Source organism: Deinococcus psychrotolerans (assembly GCF_003860465.1).
Taxonomy (GTDB): domain Bacteria; phylum Deinococcota; class Deinococci; order Deinococcales; family Deinococcaceae; genus Deinococcus; species Deinococcus psychrotolerans.
The window spans coordinates 337,168-354,090 of record NZ_CP034185.1 but is presented as its reverse complement, the minus strand read 5'-3'; the positions used below and the strand labels follow the sequence as shown (position 1 = coordinate 354,090).

The following is a 16,923-nucleotide window of genomic DNA, read 5'->3' as shown; positions in this document are numbered from 1 at the left end:
CGGCCCTGAATACAGACAACAACGGGGGAGAAATCGGAGCAGTTGCGCTCCGATTTCTCCCCCGTTGTTGGAACATTCCCCCAAGCCGTTTGATCTGGCCGCGCCCCGGACGGCCACCCAGTTAGGGTCGGGCGCTCCAATCCTTACTCAGCTTCAGCTTCAGCTTGATCGGCAACTCGGCGCTGCTCTGGCCCAACAAAATCTCGAAGTCGCCCGCTTCGGCCACCCAAGCATTTTGAGTGTCGTCAAAGTAGGCCAGCGAGCGCATATCCAGCTTCAACGTCACGGTCTGGCTCTCGCCTGCGGGCAAGCTGACTTTGGCGAATCCTTTGAGTTCCTTGTTGGGCCGCTCCAAGCTGGCGGCGACATCACGCAGGTAGAGCTGCACCACCGTTTGCCCAGAGCGCTCTCCGGTGTTGCGAACCGTCACGCTGACGCTGACGGACTCGCCGGGCTCAACCTGCTCGGCGCTCAGGGCTGCGTCCGAGAGTTCAAAGGTCGTGTAGCTCAGCCCGGAGCCAAAGGCAAACAGCGGCGTCGTGCCCGCTTTGTCGGCGTGGCGGTAACCGATAAACAGCCCTTCCCTATATTCCACGTGGCCGTTCTCGCCGGGATACTGCACGTCCGGCGTTTCGGGATGGGTCGGGTCGTCGCTGAGGCGGGCCACAAACGTTTGCGGCAATCGCCCGCCCGGATCGGCTATTCCCAGCAGGACGTCGGCAAAGGCGTGCCCGGCTTCCTGACCGGGAAACCAGCCTTGCAGCAGGGCGGGCACGGCGTCCAGCCAGGGCATCAAAACGGGCCCGCCGGTTTGCAGCAGCACCACTGTGCGCGGGTTGGCGGCCAGCACCGCGCTGACCAGTTCGTTTTGCTGGCCCGGCAAGTCCAGCCCCCAGCGGTCTACGCCCTCGGTTTCCCACTCGCCAGTGGTGCCGACACACACCACCGCGTACTCGGCCTCGCCCGCAATCCGAACCGCCTCAGCAAAAGCTGTTTCCGGCAGCGGGGCGCGGAAACCCAGCCGAACGGCGCTGAAGGACGCGACGCTGTGTTTGACTTCTTTGGGCTTAAACTCGATGACCGCGTGGTGCTCGCCCGCGCTCAAAAAGCGGCTGGCCCGCACTTCATCGCTGCCAAAAGCAAAGTATGTGCTGCCGGCTTGCCAGTTCGTCCAATTGTCGATGACTTCCTCGCCGTTCACACTCAGTCGGCTCAGGCCCGCGCTGTAAAGGCTCAGATCGTAGTCACCCGCATCTGGGGCGCTCAGGGTCAGGTTCAGGCGAACGTGCAACGAGTCGGCGCTGACGCCTTTGGGCAAGGCAAACCACATCACTTCGCTGCCCCGCCTTTGCTCGGTGGCAATGACCTGACCATCCGCACCGAGGTATTCAAGCTCAATCGCCGCGTCCAGCGTGGGCAAAAAGCGGGCATTGTCGCAGCCTTGTGCGTAAGTCACCCGGTTTTTGCCTAGCGCCGCTCTCAAGCCTTCCAGCGGTGAGACTTTGCGGTGGGCACTCATCTGAGCGCTGCCGCCGCCCATGACCTGCCCCGTATCCGCGTTCGGGCCGATCACGGCGACGCTTGCGCACGCTGGCAGCGGCAAGAGACCATCCTTATTTTTGAGCAAAACGGTGCCCTCCGCTCCGGCGCGGCGAATCAGGGCGCGGGTGTCTGGGCGCTCCTCGCCTTTCTCAGCGGCTTCGCTCACGTCGCGGGGGTGGGCGAAAGTTTCAGTGCGCTCAATGAGGCGCAAGACTTCGCCCGCTGCCCTGTGCACCGCTTGACGGGTGATGGGGTCATTTTGGGCTTCTTCCAGCAAATTGGTGCGGGCACGGCTCGGCCCCGGCATTTCCAGATCGAGGCCCGCCCGCAGCGACTCGCCGGAGCTGTAAGTGCCGCCCCAGTCCGACATGATCAGGCCGTCAAATCCCCACTCGTCACGCAAAATTTCGCTCAGCAGGCGCGGAGACTCGCTGACATACGTGCCGTTCACCTTGTTGTAACTGCTCATGATCGCCCACGGCTGGGCGTCTTTAACCACCATTTCAAAGGGCCGCAGGTACAACTCCCGCAGAGCGCGTTCGGGGATGTCGGAGCTGATGGAGTTGCGCTGGTATTCCGATTCGTTGCCGATAAAGTGCTTGACGGTGGCCGACACGCCGCCGGATTGCAGCCCCTGTACGTAAGCGGTGGCGAGTTTGCCGGTCAGGAAGGGGTCTTCGGCGTAGCTCTCGAAGTTGCGGCCATTGAGTGTACTGCGGAACAAATTGATGGTCGGAGCCAGCAGTACGCCCGCGCCCTTGTCGTGGGCTTCGCGGGCCAGCGAGACGCCCACTTCGCGCAGCAACTCCACGTTCCAGGTGCTGCCGAGCGAAATGCCTACCGGAAACGCCGCCGTCGGCGTGCCGCCCACCAAAGCTCCACCGCCGCGCACCCCAGCCGGGCCGTCGCTGACTTTGAGGGCGGGAATGCTCAAGCGGGGAATGGCTACCGTGCGCCAAGCGTCGGCTCCGGCCAGCAAGCTGATCTGCTCGTCTAAGGTGAGTTGGTCTAGGAGGGTGCTGAGATCGGGGGTGGGTGTGGTCATGAAGTACCTCTGGAGAATAAAGAAAAAGCTCAGCCACTCGGAAGAAAGGCCAAGCGCGAATGGTCAGTCTGCATGAGTAATCAAGCTCAAGCGCCGGGCGTGTCTAGGTTTTCAGGATACAGCGGTGTCAGGACGCAGGAGCGGCTGGGCGGCCAGCGCTGGGTCGTGCAAAATGCAGCGGGCCTGATGATCCGGCCCCACGTCGTACATCTTGGGTAGTCCGTCACGGCAAGCGGCGCGGGCGTGCGGGCAGCGCGGCTCGAAGGGGCAGCCTGGCGGCAAGTTGGAGAGGTCGGGCACCTCGCCGCGTGCCTCGACCCGTTGGGGGTGCATGGTCTCGTCAGGTTTGGGCGCGGCGCTCCTGAGCAGTTGGGTATACGGATGCTGCGGCGCGTCGATCACCTGCGGAGACGGCCCGATTTCCACGATGTAACCGGTGTACATCACTGAGACTCTATCGGCCATATAGCGTGCGCCCGCCAAGTCATGCGTAATAAAGAGCATGCTCAAGCCTTCCTGGTCTTTGAGATCAAGCAGCAGATTCATGATGTCGAGCCGGATCGACACGTCGAGCGCAGAGGTCGGCTCGTCGGCCAAAATCAGCTCGGGGCGGGCCGCCAGAGCGCGGGCGATCACGACCCGCTGGCGCTGCCCACCGGAGAGCTCGTGCGGTTTCTTGGCGGCCCAAGCCGCTCCCGGCGCGAGGCCCACCCGTTCCAGCAAGCTGTTGACCTGCGCTGAAACGTCTTTGCCTTTGGCGATCCCGTGAATGATCAGCGGGCGCGACAAAATATAGCCGATGGTGTTCAGCCCGTTGAGGCTGCCGTACGGGTCTTGAAAGATCATCTGCACGTGCTTGCGGAACTTGGTCAGCGCCGCGCCTTTAAGATTGTTGGGCACCGACTGACCGCTAAGTTTCATGCTGCCGCCGCTGGGTTCGTACAGGTGGGCAATCAAGCGGGCGATGGTGCTTTTGCCCGATCCCGATTCGCCCACCAAAGCCAGCACCTCGCCGCGCCCGATGCTGAGGCTGACATTGTTGACGGCGGTGACTTTCTTGCCGCCGCGCCCCACCGAAAAGACTTTGGTCAGGCCGCTCAGCTCAAGAGCGGGCACGCCGCCGACGTGAGGAGCGGGGAGATCCATCTCAGTCGCTGGCAAGGGCATGTTCCTCCTCGTACATCGCGGGTTTGACGGCGGGCGAGTGCAGGAAGCAGGCGACGCGGTGGACGGGTTCGCCTTCCTTGGAAAGATTGACGTTGGCGGGCTTTTTCACGTCACAAGTGCCGGGAATATGCACGGTGCAGCGCTCATAAAAGGGGCAGCCGGGGGTGTCCTGCGCCAGCGAAGGCGGGCGGCCCGGAATGCCCTCGCGCCGCTCGCGCTGGCCTGACAGCGGCGGAAAGGCGGTCATCAAGCGCTGGGTGTAGGGGTGCTTGGCGGCGGTGTAGATCTCCTGCGCCGGGGCTTCTTCCACCACCTCGCCCGCGTACATGATGGCGATACGGTCACTCATCTCGACCAACAAGCTCAGATCATGGGTGATGAAAATGATGCTGATGCCCAGTCGGCGGCGCACCTCGTTGATCTCCTGCAAAATCTGGCGCTGCACCACCACGTCCAGGGCGGTGGTCGGCTCGTCCATGACCACCAGCTTGGGCTCCAAGGCCAGTGCGATAGCGATCACGACCCGCTGTTTCATGCCGCCGGAAAGTTGGTGCGGAAAGGCGTCGAGGTAATCCGGGCGGATGCCGACCAGCTCAAACAGTTCTCTGGCGCGGGCTTCCAGCTTGGCTTTGTCGTGGACGCCGTGCGCCTGCATGGCGTCATAGACCTGCTCGCGAATTTTAATGACCGGATTGAGGATGTTCATGGACGCCTGAAACACCAAGCTGTACTGCTTCCAGCGGACGCGGCGCAGTTCTTCGGGCGTCAGCGAGAGCAGGTCTTGCCCCGAGAGCCGCGCCTCGCCGCCAAAAACTGCGCCGGGAGCGTCGAGCAACCTCGTGGCGGCAAAGGCCAGCGTACTTTTTCCGCAGCCGGACTCGCCTGCCAGCCCCAGAAACTCGCCGGGAGCCACGTCCAGCGACACGTCGCGCACCGCCCGCACTGGGCCGCTGGGCGTCAGGTATCCGGCGTCGAGGTGCTGAATACACAGCAGCGGGAGGGCGCTGGCGTCCACCACTTTGGCCACCGACTTGCGGCGCAGCACCTTGGTGGCCTTGCCCAGCTGGTTAGATTTGGGGTTGCTGATCTCATCGACGCCGAAATTCAGAAAGGCGAAGGCCATGCCCAGAATCGAAATGCCCAGACCCGGAGCCGCCACCCACCACCACGCGCCCTGCAGCAGCGCGTTTTTGGCCTGCGCCCAGTAGAGCATGGTGCCCCAGGTGACTTTACTGACGTCCCCAATGCCGATAAACGACAGCGCCGCTTCACTGAGTACGGCGTAGAGAGCGGTGCCGAAGAAATTGGCGGCGATGATGCCTGCCAGATTCGGCAGCATTTCTTTGAAGATGATGCGGGCCGGACTTTCGCCAGTCGATACGGCGGCGTGAATAAAGTCGCGGTTGCGCAGCGTCAGCGCCTGCGATCTCAGCACCCGCGCTCCCCAAGGCCAGCCGGTCAGCGAGATGACCAAAATAATGGCCCAGATGCCGCCGCCGCGCAAAAAAGCGCTGACGATAATCAGCAGCGGCAGCCCCGGCAACACCAAAAAGACGTTGGTGATGGTGTTGATGACCTCACCCGTGCGGCCCCCGTAATACGCGGCGCTCAGCCCCAGCGCCGTGCCAATGGCTGTGGAGATGACCCCCGACGCGACGCCGATCAGCAGCGTCAGCCGAGCGCCGTAGAGCAGTTGGGTGAAGATGTCTTGGCCCAGCGCGGTGGTGCCGAGCAGGTGGCCCACGCCGGGCTTGATCCACGGATCGAAGGTGCCCCGACTCGGGTCGTAGCTGCTGATGAGCGGGGCCAGCAGCCCCAGCACCAGCATCACCAGTATGATGGCCGCGCCGGTGGTGGCACGCGGTGAGCGCCAAATTACACCGAGTGGGCCAGCCCGCAGCCACGCCAGCGGCGTCAGCCGAACAATCGGAATCGCGGTCATGTGGTTTTCCTGTTCACCGGGTTCTCCCTCATTCCTGGCCGTCCCGGACGCGGGGATCGAGCACGGCATACAGCATGTCCACGATAAAATTGGCGATCAGCACGGCGGCCGCGATCAGCAGGAAAATGGCCTGCATCAGCGGGTAATCCACGGCGGCCACCGCGCTGTAAAGGTAAAAGCCCAGGCCCGGATAACTGAAGACCGTTTCGACCAGAATCGAGCCGCCCACCACGAAGCCCAGCGCCATCCCGAAGCCGGTCAGGCTGGGCAGCAGGGCATTTTTGAGAACGTAGCGGTTGACGATGCGGCCTTCGCTGAGGCCCTTGGCGCGGGCAAACGCCAGATAATCCTCGCCCATCACGCCCATCACGTTGTTGCGCATGGTCATCAGCCAGCCGCCCGCCGCCGTCACGATGATGGTGACGGCGGGAAGGGCGGCGTGGCGCAGCATCGAACTCCACCATTTGGCCGTCCAAGCGTCCCCGATAAACGGATCTAAGTTGCCGCTCAGCGGAAAGACGCTCGATTTGAGCGCGAAGAGATACAGCAGCACCAGTCCCAACCAGAAGTACGGCACCGAGTTGAGAAACAGCGCCACCGGTGGCATCCAGTCGGCCAGTGGATGGCCGCGCTTCCAAGCGCTGTAAAGGCCCAGCCCGCTGCCCAGCAAAAAGGAAATGACGGTGGTCACGCCGATGAGTCCAATCGTCCACGGCGCGGCCTGCGTCACCACGTCGATGACCGGCGTGGGAAACTGGCTCATCGAGCGGCCAAAATCGCCGCGCAGCAGATTGCCGAGGTAGTGAACATACTGCATGAAAATGTTGCCCTGATCGTTGAGGCCGTAGGCCAGCCGCAGCGCGTCGGCGGCGGCTGGGCTGAGTTGGCCCTGATACCTGGCCATCATCGCGCCCACCGGATCGCCGGGAACGAGGCGCGGCAAAATGAAATTGAGCGTGGCCGCGATCCACAGCGTCAGTACCAGTATCCCAAGTTTGCGAAGCAGATAATTCATGGTTCGGCCTCCAACCGCAGCCCGTCCAGAGGGCCACAGCACAACAAACCTCCGCAAAAAATGGAAAGGAAACGCTGCCGCGTGACGGCTCTCCGTTGCCGAGTGACGACGCGCTTTCTTGGGGGGAGTTGATGTTCAGCAGCATAATACGTCCGCCGACGTTGCCGTTAGCCTTGCTGCTGGTACAAGTATTTTGATCGTTGAAAAGGCCGCTGAAGGATGCGGTGGTTTACAGGTACGGGTAGCCGAGTACCCCTAGAGAATCAGAGTGGATGGCAGGTGCAGTCAGCCGCAACAGCACTGGGGAGACCAGCGCAGCGTAAAGGGCAAACGGAAGGGGTGAACCTTAACTCAGCTCTCGCCCGCGCCCCAGCTCCAGCAGCTTGTCGGCCAGCCCGCCCCGGTAAGGTCGCGCCGACGCGGTGTTGTCTGCGGCGGCGTCCCGAATCAAGCGGGTAAGTTCTTCGTTGAGATCCACCAAGTAGGGGTGCAAATCAAACAGCAGCTCGCGGTTACTGCCTTTCTCTAGAGCGCTGAGCAAGCGGTGGTAAGCGGCCCGCCCAGCTTGCAATTGGGCCAAAGCGTCGGCTTGGCCTGAATCGAGTGCCAGTTGCTCGGCGGCTCTGAGCAGTGCTTCCGCACGCGGCCCCAAGCGGTGCGGCAAAAAGAGGGTGTCGGCCAAGAGGTGCAGGTCGCTCAGCTCGGCACCAGGGCCAAATTCCGGCAGCCAAGCCTTCAGTGCCCGCTCGCCCGATTCTTCAGCGTTCCACTCCACGTCGCCCGCCGCGTAATCGGCCAAACTGTGCAGGCCCGCAAAATTCGGCTCGAAGGGGGTATTCGGATTTGACAAAATGCCCGAGACTTCGCCGCGCAGTTCCAGCGGTCTGCCGCCGTAGGGCCCCAAGTGCAGGCGGTGAATGGTGTAATCGCTGACGTGCAAATTATCCCAAATCAGCGGCTTGCGCCCCAACACTTGCGCCACTTCACGCACCGACTCGGCGCTGATCTGCGGTGAGACGATCAGCGGCCCCGTCCACAGCACTTCGGTGCCGCTGTCTAAGCGGGCCACCCCGCGCAGATACGGCGACTCGGCCACCGAGGGCTGGGCCATCTCGCCGCAGTATTCGGTGGGGCAAAACAAGAGCAGGCCGTCTATTCCCTGCGCCCGCAAGTGCCGGCGCAGCGTGTGCGTGATGTCCACCTGCTCGGCGGCCTGCGCGGCCCTATCGGCTTGGTTGGGAATGTCGTCAAACAGCAGAGCAAAGTCGCGCACACCCAGAGCAACCACAGAGTCCACTTTTTCCAGTAGGGCGGCCCGATCCGCTTCATCTTGCCAGTTGAGGTCAAGGCCCGGAGCCAGCGCGTAGACAAAGTCCACGCCGCGCTGCTGGGCCGCCTCGACCAGTTCACCCAGCGAAAGCCGCTCGGCTTCGGGGTACGCTTCACGCCAGCGGGCGCGGTGGTACAGATCATCTTTGGGCGCGTAGAGATACGTGTTCATGCCCCAGCCCTGCATCCAGCCGAGCAGCCGAGAGCGCTGAAACGCCGTCCAGGGGCGGCCATAAAAGCCTTCAATCACGCCGAGCAGTTGCATGGTTCGTTCCTCCTCGATAGCTTTGTCCACCTGCACTGTGGCGCTTCTGAGAACACCGTCCAACTAGCAGCGCTTCACGGAGTCTTAAATGCTGAGAGTGGGCGCTAAAGAATATATATAATAGTATTCAATAGTCTGAGTACACTCCCCTCTCACCAGTTTTCCAACTCATTCTTAAGCCCCTCATCCGCCCATTTCGCATAAATCTCCGCCGTCGCCACCGAAGCGTGGCCCAGATGGCGGGCCACATCTTGGAGTGAGCGGCCCGATTTCACGAGGCGGGTACCCGCGCTGTGACGCAAAGCATGGAGTGACAAGAAAGGAACATTCGTCTGCAGACAAACGCGGCGCAGACGCAAACGAGCCGCTTCAGGTGTGCCGCCGACAACAAGAAGGTCAGCCGATTCGGTTCGCCGCTCCAGCAGAGCCCGCTTGAGTGAAGCCGAAAGACTGACCCAACGCCGCTTGTTGCCCTTGCCCAGCACCTGTAAGCGACTGGCTTCAAGTTCTACGTCACTCCATTTGAGCTTGACCATCTCTGAAGCCCGCAGTCCAGCATGTGCACCGAGGAGAACGGTCACACGGTGGCGGGCATCACCAGTTTGCAGCAGCGCTTCGATAGCAGGTTGCGGGTACGGAAAGCGTTTATCCCAGCGGGCCACCTGATCGGCCTTGACCTTCACGTCACGGAAAGGGTCAGCGTCCGTGGCATCCGCCCAGCGCAGCGCCCGGTATAGAGCCCGCGCTCCGGCTAAATACACATTGACCGATGACGTAGACAGTGGACGCGGCCCGGACGCTGGCGTGGCGCGGCTGGTTGCCAACTTAGCATCCACTCTAGTTTTACGCTTCCGCTCAAGCACCAGCAACCCCGCCTCCAACTCGCGGGCAAACAATGAGCCTTGATCAGCTTTGGGGCGCAGCAACCCCACCGCATGCCGCTCAGTAAACAGTAGCCAGAACCGCAGACCATTGCGGTAAGTTCGCAGGGTGTGACGACTGCCTTGGCTGCTGTGCAAAGTGTGGTGGGCCACCGTCAGTGACCACAGGTTCACCAGATCACGGTCACGGGCAGCCCGCACCGCGTCGCGGCGACGTTGCTCCGGCTCCAGCCACAACCGGGCTTGACTCAGCGGCTCAGTTTCCGATAACACCAGACTGAGAGATGCAGAAGGCCGATCCGCTTGAAGTTCAAGCCAGAGATCAGGGTCGCTCATCGTTTTTGATAATAACACTTATCAAACGTCGCAGAAAGCACAGACGAAAGTATTTCCCTAAACCGACATTCAATCCCCAAGCTGTCAAGCTGGACGAGATGAATAAACGAACCTCGTACTGGCAGCGTGGCTGTCTTCTGGTCGCCGCACTCGCTATCGCGCCAGCTTTAGCTCAGAGCGGTAATCAAGTACAACTTCTCAAAGTCGGCAGCGGATTTGAGCGCCCCACCAGTATCACCAACGCTGCGGACGGTTCAGGGCGGCTGTTCGTGGTCGAACAAGGTGGACTGGTGAAGGTGCTGCGCGGCACTCGAGTCGAAGCGCAACCCTTTTTAGATGTACGCAGCTTGACCCGTGCAGGCGGTGAGCGCGGCTTACTGGGACTGGCTTTCGATCCCAAATTCAGTCAGAACGGCAGACTTTTCGTGGACTACACCAACCTCAACGGCGACACTGTTATTGCGCGGTATACCGCCGTGGGTGGCAAAGTGAATCCCGCCTCAGCCAAAGTACTGCTCACCATCAAGCAGCCGTACAGTAACCACAACGGCGGGCAGCTCGCCTTTGGGCCAGACGGCTTTCTCTACGTTGGCATGGGCGACGGCGGCAGCGGTGGCGATCCACAAAACAATGCCCAGAATCTGGGCAGTCTACTCGGCAAACTCTTGCGGCTCGACGTGCGCAGTGGGAGCTACACCGTGCCTAAAGACAATCCATTTATCAACACAGCTGGGGCACGCGGAGAGATTTTTGCTTACGGGCTGCGCAATCCTTGGCGCTTCAGCTTCAGCTCGGCCGGATTACTGATCGCCGATGTGGGCCAAAATAAATACGAAGAAATCAACTTGCTTCCAAAAGGCAGCGCGGGCGGTGAGAATTACGGCTGGCGTTTGAAAGAAGCTGCCGCTTGTTATGAACCCGCTTCCAACTGCAACTCAGCCAAAACGAAGTTACAAGACCCCATCTTGAGTTATGACCACACCCAAGGCAACTCGGTAACAGGCGGTTATGTCTACCGGGGCCAAGGTTTACCAGCCCTGCGTGGGCAATATATTTATGGCGATTTTGGCAGCGGCACCATCTGGGCTGCCGTGCCGAGCAGCGCAAAGTGGAAGACCAACAAAATGCTGGACACCGAACTGAGCATCTCGACTTTTGGGGAAAGCGAGGCAGGCGAATTATATTTGGCCGATTATGTGTCAGGGACGGTCTATCAGTTTGTGGCGAAATAAAAGGAAAAAGCGGGTACGGTGGGTGGTGAGTTAGAAAGTTTTACGGGGTAGAACCATGAGAGTTATAGGCGTGAGTGTATATATTCTAATCGAGACGTCTTCACCACTGCGCTGCCTCGCAAAAGCAGATAGCGGCCGCTGGCCGCGCGAAAAGGCATAATAGCCGGGTGATTCAGCGTCTGAGGAGCCAACTTTGGCCGGTGTGTTGCCTCGGTGTACTGCTCGGTTTGGGCGGCGGGGTCAGTGCTGCCGATCCCATTTCTACCGGCACGACGCCGCTTTCCGTGAGCAGCGTAGCCGACTCTGACCGCGACGGCTATCCCGACGCCGCCGAATTGGTGGGCCAAGACCGTGAGCGCTTCGCCGATTGGTTTGCGTCCATTGCCCAGAGCCAGTATTACGGCATGAACAAAGACTGGCTGCCCGCTGACCGCGACTGCGGCGGGCTGCTGCGCTACGCTTTCATCAATGCCCTGATGCCACATGACGCTGTATGGCGCTCCAAATTCAAGTTTCTGCCGCGTCCCCAATCGGGCGACGTGCAGGCTTTCGGATACCCTCTGCCGATCATCAGCCGCTCGGTGTTCCGCACAGCGGGCGGGGCTTATCAGGTGGGCGACATCGAAGCGGGCAAATTGGTCGGCCGCACGGGAGTGCAGTACCTCGCCAACTACTCGATGGTCAGGGTTTCGCGGGAGATGGCGGCGGCCAAACGCGGCGACCTGCTGATTTTTATTCGGCCCGACTTGCGCTCGTATCACAGCATGGTCTACTTGGGCGGCGGCAACGTCGTCTACCACACCGGGGCCAGCCCAGCCGAAGGCGGCGAGGTGCGGCTACTGACCGTGCAGAGCTTGCTGAGATATGCCGAGCGGGCTTTTCATCCAGCCAGCAGCAACCCCAACTTTCTGGGTGTATACCGCTGGAAGATTTTGAATTGACGCAGCAAGCGGATTCTCACGCCCTCTGAAATAAAGATATGAGATAAAGACTTGCTTAAGAATGCGGCGCAAGACACGCTTGGCTTACACTGAGAAAAAGCACTTCACACCGCTCAAAGGGGCAAGCATGCAAGGCAGACAGGTACAGCGCAAATGGCTCACCGGTGTTCTCCTCTCCACGGCTCTGGTGGCGGGTCTAGCGCCCGCACAGCGCAACGTATCGATTTACGGCGGCGTCTTTCAGGGGGGCCAGGCTGTCAAGGTGGAAGTCTACGCGCCTGCTGGAACGGTCTTCACTGTGCGGCGGGTACTTGACCCGGCCAGCTTGTTTGCCGCCTCGCCCGACCCGCACCAGCCCAAGCTCAGCGCTTCGCAGCAGTCCGCGCCGATTCGCAGCGTGACCTTGCGGCGCAGAGACGATTCGCTCAACCTCGGCACACTGCCCAGCGGCGTTTACACGGTAGGCACCGGCAACCTCGCCGCCGTGGTGGTGGTCAGCAATCTGGGCTTGGTCGTCAAGCGCGACCAGAACCAAGTCTTGATTTATACCGCTGACCGGGAAAGCGGCCAGACGCGGGCAGCCCAGATCAATTTGCTCGGCAGCAAACAGAGCGTGCAGGCCAGCGTGGACGGCGTGGCCCGCTTGACGCGCAAGGCCGACGCCAACAGCGACAAGGAGACCTACCTCGCCCATATCGGCAACGACTGGGCCATCAGCGGCGCGAACTGGAACAGCTACGCCGCTCCGCTGGTGCGCGGCTACGTCTACACCGACCGGCCCGTCTACCGCCCCGGCCAGCACGTGGATTTCAAGGCGGTGCTGCGGCAGGCCGGGAGCCTTAAAGCACTGGCGGGTACTTCGGTGCGGGTCGTGGTCAAGTCGCCCAACGACGACGAGGTGTTCAGAAAAACCCTGATGACCGACGCCTTCGGTTCGCTGAATGCCGGACTGGATTTGCCTGCCGGAGCCAAGCTGGGCGAGTATTATTTTTCCCTGTCACCCGAAGGAACCGACGACGACCAGACCGACATCAGCGGCAGTTTTCAGGTGGAAGCCTACCAGAAGCCCGAATACGCCGTGACCATCCAAGCCGACCGCAAAAGGGCGGTGCAGGGCGACAAGGTCAATGTCCGCATCTCGGCCCGTTACCTGTTCGGGGGCAATGTCAGCGGAGCGATTGTCAATTACAACGTGACCCGCGCTCCTTATTATCCGCCCGGCTTTGACAGCGAGTATCTGTCGCCCGACAGCGAAGGCACGGATTACGGCTCGGACTTGGTGATTCAGGATCAAACGCGGCTCAACGCCAACGGTGATTTGGATTTGACCTTACCACTGGAAAAAGACGCGAGCGGCAACCCGGTCAGCTACCGCATCGAAGCCGAGGTGGAAGACGAATCGCGCCGCACCGTCAGCGCCCAGACCCGCGTGATCGCTTTTCCGGCCAGCTTGAACGTGGAAGCCGACACCGACGGCTATGTGTACGGTGTCAACAAGCCGATTGGCATTTCGCTCGATACCCGCGACCTGAAAGACGTGGGCCGCGCCGCGCCGGTCACGTTGGATCTGGTGCGGCAGAGTTACGACTACGACAAGAAGAAAAAGACCTGGGTGCTCTCTGAAAAACGGCTCTCGCGCAGCCAGGTGCAGACTGGCGCAGACGGCAGAGCGGCCACCACCCTGAGTGCCCCGCGCGGCGGCGGCTACTTGCTGCGGGCCAGCGTCACCGACTCACAGGGGCGCGTCAGCACTTTCGAGAACTTCGTATGGGTACTCAAACCCGGCGAGGATTACGGCTGGAACTACCGCGACCTCTCGGTGAGGCTGGACAAAAAGAGCTACGCGCCGGGCGACACCGCCACCGTATTGGTGGGCAATCCGAAGCCAGGTGCGCCCGTTCTGGTGACGCTGGAAGGCGACAAACTCAGAAGCTCCACGGTGCTGCGCGGCACAGGCGCGGTGCTGACCTACTCGTTTCCGGTCACGGCGGACATGGCCCCCAACATCTACGTGGCAGCGGCGGCACTGGGTGACGGGCAACTGTATAGCAACGACGCCCACGTCAAAGTTCCGCGTGTGGGGTCGGCGCTGACGGTGAAAGTCACGCCTGCCAAAGCCCGCTACGCCCCCGGCGACACCGGCAAGCTCAGCGTGGACGTGAAGGACGCGGGTGGCAAAGGCGTGGCGGCTAATCTGGCGCTGGGCGTAGTGGATCAGGCGATTTATCTGGTGCAGCCCGACAACGCCACCCCGATTGCTCAGGTTTTTGACGCCCTGCGCGACAACGCGGTGGGCACCAATTCCAGTCTCAATTTTTATTTTTCACAGGTGGGAACCACGGCGAACGCGCCCAAACCGATGGCCATCAAGCCCGCCTTTGCTCAGGACAAGCAGGCCCGCGCCGCCGACGCCAGCACCGCCGACAGCGTGACGCCGCGCCAGGATTTCAAAGACACGATTTTGTGGCTGCCCAACCTCATCACCGACGCGCAGGGCCACGCTGAAGTGGACGTGAAATTCCCCGACAACTTGACCACCTGGATCGCCACCGCCCGCGCCCAGACCCAGCTTCCGCGCTTCGGGCAGGCGACCGCCAGCACCATGACCACCAAAGACGTGATCGCCCGCTTGACTCTGCCAACCTTTTTGGTGCGCGGCGACACGGTGACCCTTTCGGGAATCGTCAACAACACGCTGGGCAGGCCCGTGATGGGCAACGTCAGCGCTGTTTTGAATGGACTGACCCCGCTCGGCGGCGCGGCGCTGACCCCAGCTGGCGCGGCCATCAACGTGGCGGCCAACGGGCGTACTCGCAGCGACATGCAGGTGCGGGCGGGCAATGTCGGCACGGCGGACGTGACCTTCACGGCCCGGACAGGTTCCGGCAATGACGCATTGAAATTACCGCTGCCGATCAAAGCTCGCGGTTACGAGGTCAGCCAGACAGCGGTGGGCAGCGCCTCTAAGCCCAGCGTGACGCTCAACATTCCGGTGGACACCAACCTCAGCACGCTCGATCTGAGCCTGAGCCTGACGCCCTCGCTGCTCTCGGCGGTGTCGCCCGCACTGGAATATCTGGTGGGCTATCCCTACGGCTGCACCGAGCAGACCATGAGCCGCTTTTTGCCCGCGCTGCTGGCCAAGCAAAATCTGGGCAGCGCCGCTCTGCCGCAGAGTGTGACCAAGAACCTGCCGGATATCGTCAGCAGCGGCTTGGCAAGGTTGCAACTCTTCCAGCATGAAGACGGCGGCTGGAACTTCTGGCAGTGGGACGACAGCACACTGGAGATGAGCGCTTACGTGGTGGAGGGCCTCCTGCGGGCCAAGCAACTCGGCGCGGCAGTGGACAACACCATGCTGGACAATGGCCTGAAGTACCTCACTAAGAATGCCAGCAACCCCAAAGCGCGGCAAGCCGAGCGGGCCAGCGCTTACCGCGCCCTCGCGGACGCTGGACGGCTGGACTTGGCCGGACTCAACACCTTTGCTCGCCGCAAAGACCTCGCGCCCTACGCACTCGCCGAAACCGCTCTGGCGCTGCAAAAGCTGGGCCAGACTCAGGCCGCCAAAGACGTGCTCGACCGCCTCAAGGCGCAGCGCATCGGCAGCAACAACGGCTCGCTGATCCACTGGGAAACACCCAAGCGCGGCAAGACCTACTGGTACGACTTCTGGGATGACAACAGCGTGCAGGTCACGGCCACCGCCCTAGAAGCTTTGGCGCAACTGGAACCGGGCAGCCCGCTGATTCCTAATATCTCCCAGTGGCTGCTCAGCAACCGGCGCGGCCCCAAGTGGCTCAGCACCCAAGACACCACCAGCGTGATTATCGCCGCGCTCGCTCTGAAGCCGCCCGCACCCGTCAGCAGCGAAGTCAAAGTGACGTTGGACGGCCTCAGTGCCGGAAGCGCCACGCTCAGCGGCACCGAGGCGGCCACCTTGAAACTGAACACCGGCGGCCTCAAAGCCGGGCCACACACCGTCACGATGCAGGGCGCTCCGGCGGGCCTGACCTTCAGCAGTCAACTGAGTTTCAGCCGCGAACCCGCCGAACTCCACGCCGACGCCAGCAAAGGCTTTGAGCTTCGCCGCGAATACCAAAAACTCACCCCCATCTGGGACGAGAAAGGCAAGCGCTACACCTATCAGCGCACGCCACTCCTAAAGGGCGGACAGATGCAACCCGTCACGGTGGGCGACCTGATTCTGGTGACGCTGACGGTTAAGCCGTCGCAGCAAAGCGCCCGCTATCTGCTCATCAGCGATCCGATTCCGGCAGGCATGAAAGCCCAAGACGAACGCAGCCTCGCGATTGCCGGCCTCAAAGACCCTGACGAATACAACTGGGAAGATTGGAATTACTGGTACGCCGGACGCGACCTTCTCGATGACCGGGTAGACCTCTATGCCGATTACTTGTCGGGCAAGCAGACCATGACTTATGTGCTGCGTGCCCAGACGCCCGGCACCTTCACCGCCCTGCCCACCCACGCTTTCTTGATGTACGACTCCGACGTGGAAGGCTACGGCTCGGCAGCGACGTTCACGGTAAGAGACCGGGGGGAGTGAGGAGGGGGTGGGTCAAAGCGTCGTCCAAACCAAATAGGCTTATCCAGACGCTTCTCTTCGCTCTGCTGCTCTCCCCCACCGCTCAGGCCTTTCAGGTACAGCACGGCGGCCTGAGCGTCAGTTACAGCGACCCGCGTGACCGCCTGCAACTCGGCACAGTTTTTAAGGCTTGGGACGCGGCAGCCAGAGACTTGAAGGCCCTCGGGCTGCCACCGCCCACTCAGGTGCGAATTGAGGCAGCCAGCAGCGCGGCAGATTTTGCCCGGCGCACCGCCGAACCGGCCAACATTGCCGCCAGCACACAGGGCGCAGTCATCTCTACCCAGCGGCTCACCGCTTTGGCGCTCAGCGGACGGCTGCCCCTGACCATTCGCCACGAAGCGTTTCACACCGCTCAGCCTGCCGGAATCCCGCGCTGGCTGGCCGAGGGGCTGGCCCGCACGTTCAGCGGCGAGGCGGCGAGCGACCCGCAGGGGCCGACCGGACTGAGCCGCTTGAGCAGTGACGCGCTGAGTGAAGAACTGCTGGGCCGCAACCCCACTCGGCTGGCCGCCGCTTATGTGGAGGCGGCGCGGCGGACAGGGCAGTTGGTCAAGCGCAGAGGATGGAAGGAGGTTATCAAGGAACTGGGAAAACTTTGAAGGGAGCGTTTTGAATT

General features: G+C 61.7%; 10 protein-coding genes. 4 read left to right on the top strand and 6 right to left on the bottom strand.

The window, feature by feature from the left end:
- Positions 1 to 121: 121 nt before the first annotated feature.
- From EHF33_RS17620 to EHF33_RS17595, 6 genes are all read right to left on the bottom strand, one after another.
- A complete protein-coding gene (locus tag EHF33_RS17620) occupies positions 122 to 2,587 on the bottom strand; it encodes a glycoside hydrolase family 3 C-terminal domain-containing protein (RefSeq protein ID WP_124874620.1) in 2,466 nt (821 codons plus the stop codon).
- 111 nt (positions 2,588 to 2,698) lie between these two features.
- A complete protein-coding gene (locus EHF33_RS17615) occupies positions 2,699 to 3,754 on the bottom strand; it encodes an ABC transporter ATP-binding protein (protein ID WP_124874618.1) in 1,056 nt (351 codons plus the stop codon).
- Positions 3,735 to 5,696, bottom strand: coding sequence for a dipeptide/oligopeptide/nickel ABC transporter permease/ATP-binding protein (locus EHF33_RS17610; RefSeq protein WP_124874616.1), 1,962 nt, complete (start codon positions 5,694 to 5,696; stop codon positions 3,735 to 3,737). The genes EHF33_RS17615 and EHF33_RS17610 overlap by 20 nt, the downstream gene beginning before the upstream one ends.
- 28 nt (positions 5,697 to 5,724) lie before the next feature.
- Positions 5,725 to 6,711 carry an ABC transporter permease gene (locus tag EHF33_RS17605; protein WP_124874614.1) on the bottom strand — a complete coding sequence of 329 codons (987 nt, stop codon included), beginning with the start codon at positions 6,709 to 6,711 and terminating at the stop codon, positions 5,725 to 5,727.
- A 346-nt stretch (positions 6,712 to 7,057) separates the two neighbouring features.
- Positions 7,058 to 8,305: a beta-N-acetylglucosaminidase domain-containing protein gene (locus EHF33_RS17600; RefSeq protein WP_124874612.1), complete on the bottom strand. Its 1,248-nt coding sequence runs from the start codon at positions 8,303 to 8,305 to the stop codon at positions 7,058 to 7,060.
- Between the two features lie 152 nt (positions 8,306 to 8,457).
- The gene (locus EHF33_RS17595; RefSeq protein WP_241191395.1) at positions 8,458 to 9,522 is read right to left on the bottom strand and encodes a tyrosine-type recombinase/integrase; all 1,065 of its coding nucleotides are present in this window, start codon (positions 9,520 to 9,522) and stop codon (positions 8,458 to 8,460) included.
- Between the two features lie 98 nt (positions 9,523 to 9,620).
- Here EHF33_RS17595 and EHF33_RS17590 point away from each other — a divergent pair, with 98 nt between their 5' ends.
- The 4 genes from EHF33_RS17590 to EHF33_RS17575 all read left to right on the top strand — a co-directional run bounded on the left by EHF33_RS17590 (position 9,621) and on the right by EHF33_RS17575 (position 16,906).
- The gene (locus EHF33_RS17590; protein WP_124874610.1) at positions 9,621 to 10,754 is read left to right on the top strand and encodes a PQQ-dependent sugar dehydrogenase; all 1,134 of its coding nucleotides are present in this window, start codon (positions 9,621 to 9,623) and stop codon (positions 10,752 to 10,754) included.
- A 167-nt stretch (positions 10,755 to 10,921) separates the two neighbouring features.
- Positions 10,922 to 11,695 (top strand): DUF1175 family protein, encoded by a 774-nt coding sequence (locus EHF33_RS17585; protein ID WP_164473594.1) that lies wholly within the window; start codon positions 10,922 to 10,924, stop codon positions 11,693 to 11,695.
- Positions 11,696 to 11,822: 127 nt separating this feature from the next.
- A complete protein-coding gene (locus EHF33_RS17580) occupies positions 11,823 to 16,265 on the top strand; it encodes an alpha-2-macroglobulin family protein (RefSeq protein ID WP_164473593.1) in 4,443 nt (1,480 codons plus the stop codon).
- Positions 16,262 to 16,906, top strand: a complete 645-nt coding sequence (locus tag EHF33_RS17575; protein ID WP_124874604.1) for a hypothetical protein — start codon at positions 16,262 to 16,264, stop codon at positions 16,904 to 16,906. Before EHF33_RS17580 ends, EHF33_RS17575 begins: the two co-directional genes overlap by 4 nt.
- Positions 16,907 to 16,923 lie beyond the last annotated feature (17 nt).

Excerpts from the sequence above, each read along its gene's own strand:
- EHF33_RS17595 (WP_241191395.1), bottom strand. The coding sequence starts at position 9,522 with ATGAGCGACCCTGATCTCTGGCTTGAACTTCAAGCGGATCGGCCTTCT.
- EHF33_RS17610 (WP_124874616.1), bottom strand. The coding sequence starts at position 5,696 with ATGACCGCGATTCCGATTGTTCGGCTGACGCCGCTGGCGTGGCTGCGG.
- EHF33_RS17590 (WP_124874610.1), top strand. The coding sequence starts at position 9,621 with ATGAATAAACGAACCTCGTACTGGCAGCGTGGCTGTCTTCTGGTCGCC.
- EHF33_RS17605 (WP_124874614.1), bottom strand. The coding sequence starts at position 6,711 with ATGAATTATCTGCTTCGCAAACTTGGGATACTGGTACTGACGCTGTGG.
- EHF33_RS17615 (WP_124874618.1), bottom strand. The coding sequence starts at position 3,754 with ATGCCCTTGCCAGCGACTGAGATGGATCTCCCCGCTCCTCACGTCGGC.
- EHF33_RS17620 (WP_124874620.1), bottom strand. The coding sequence starts at position 2,587 with ATGACCACACCCACCCCCGATCTCAGCACCCTCCTAGACCAACTCACC.
- EHF33_RS17600 (WP_124874612.1), bottom strand. The coding sequence starts at position 8,305 with ATGCAACTGCTCGGCGTGATTGAAGGCTTTTATGGCCGCCCCTGGACG.
- EHF33_RS17580 (WP_164473593.1), top strand. The coding sequence starts at position 11,823 with ATGCAAGGCAGACAGGTACAGCGCAAATGGCTCACCGGTGTTCTCCTC.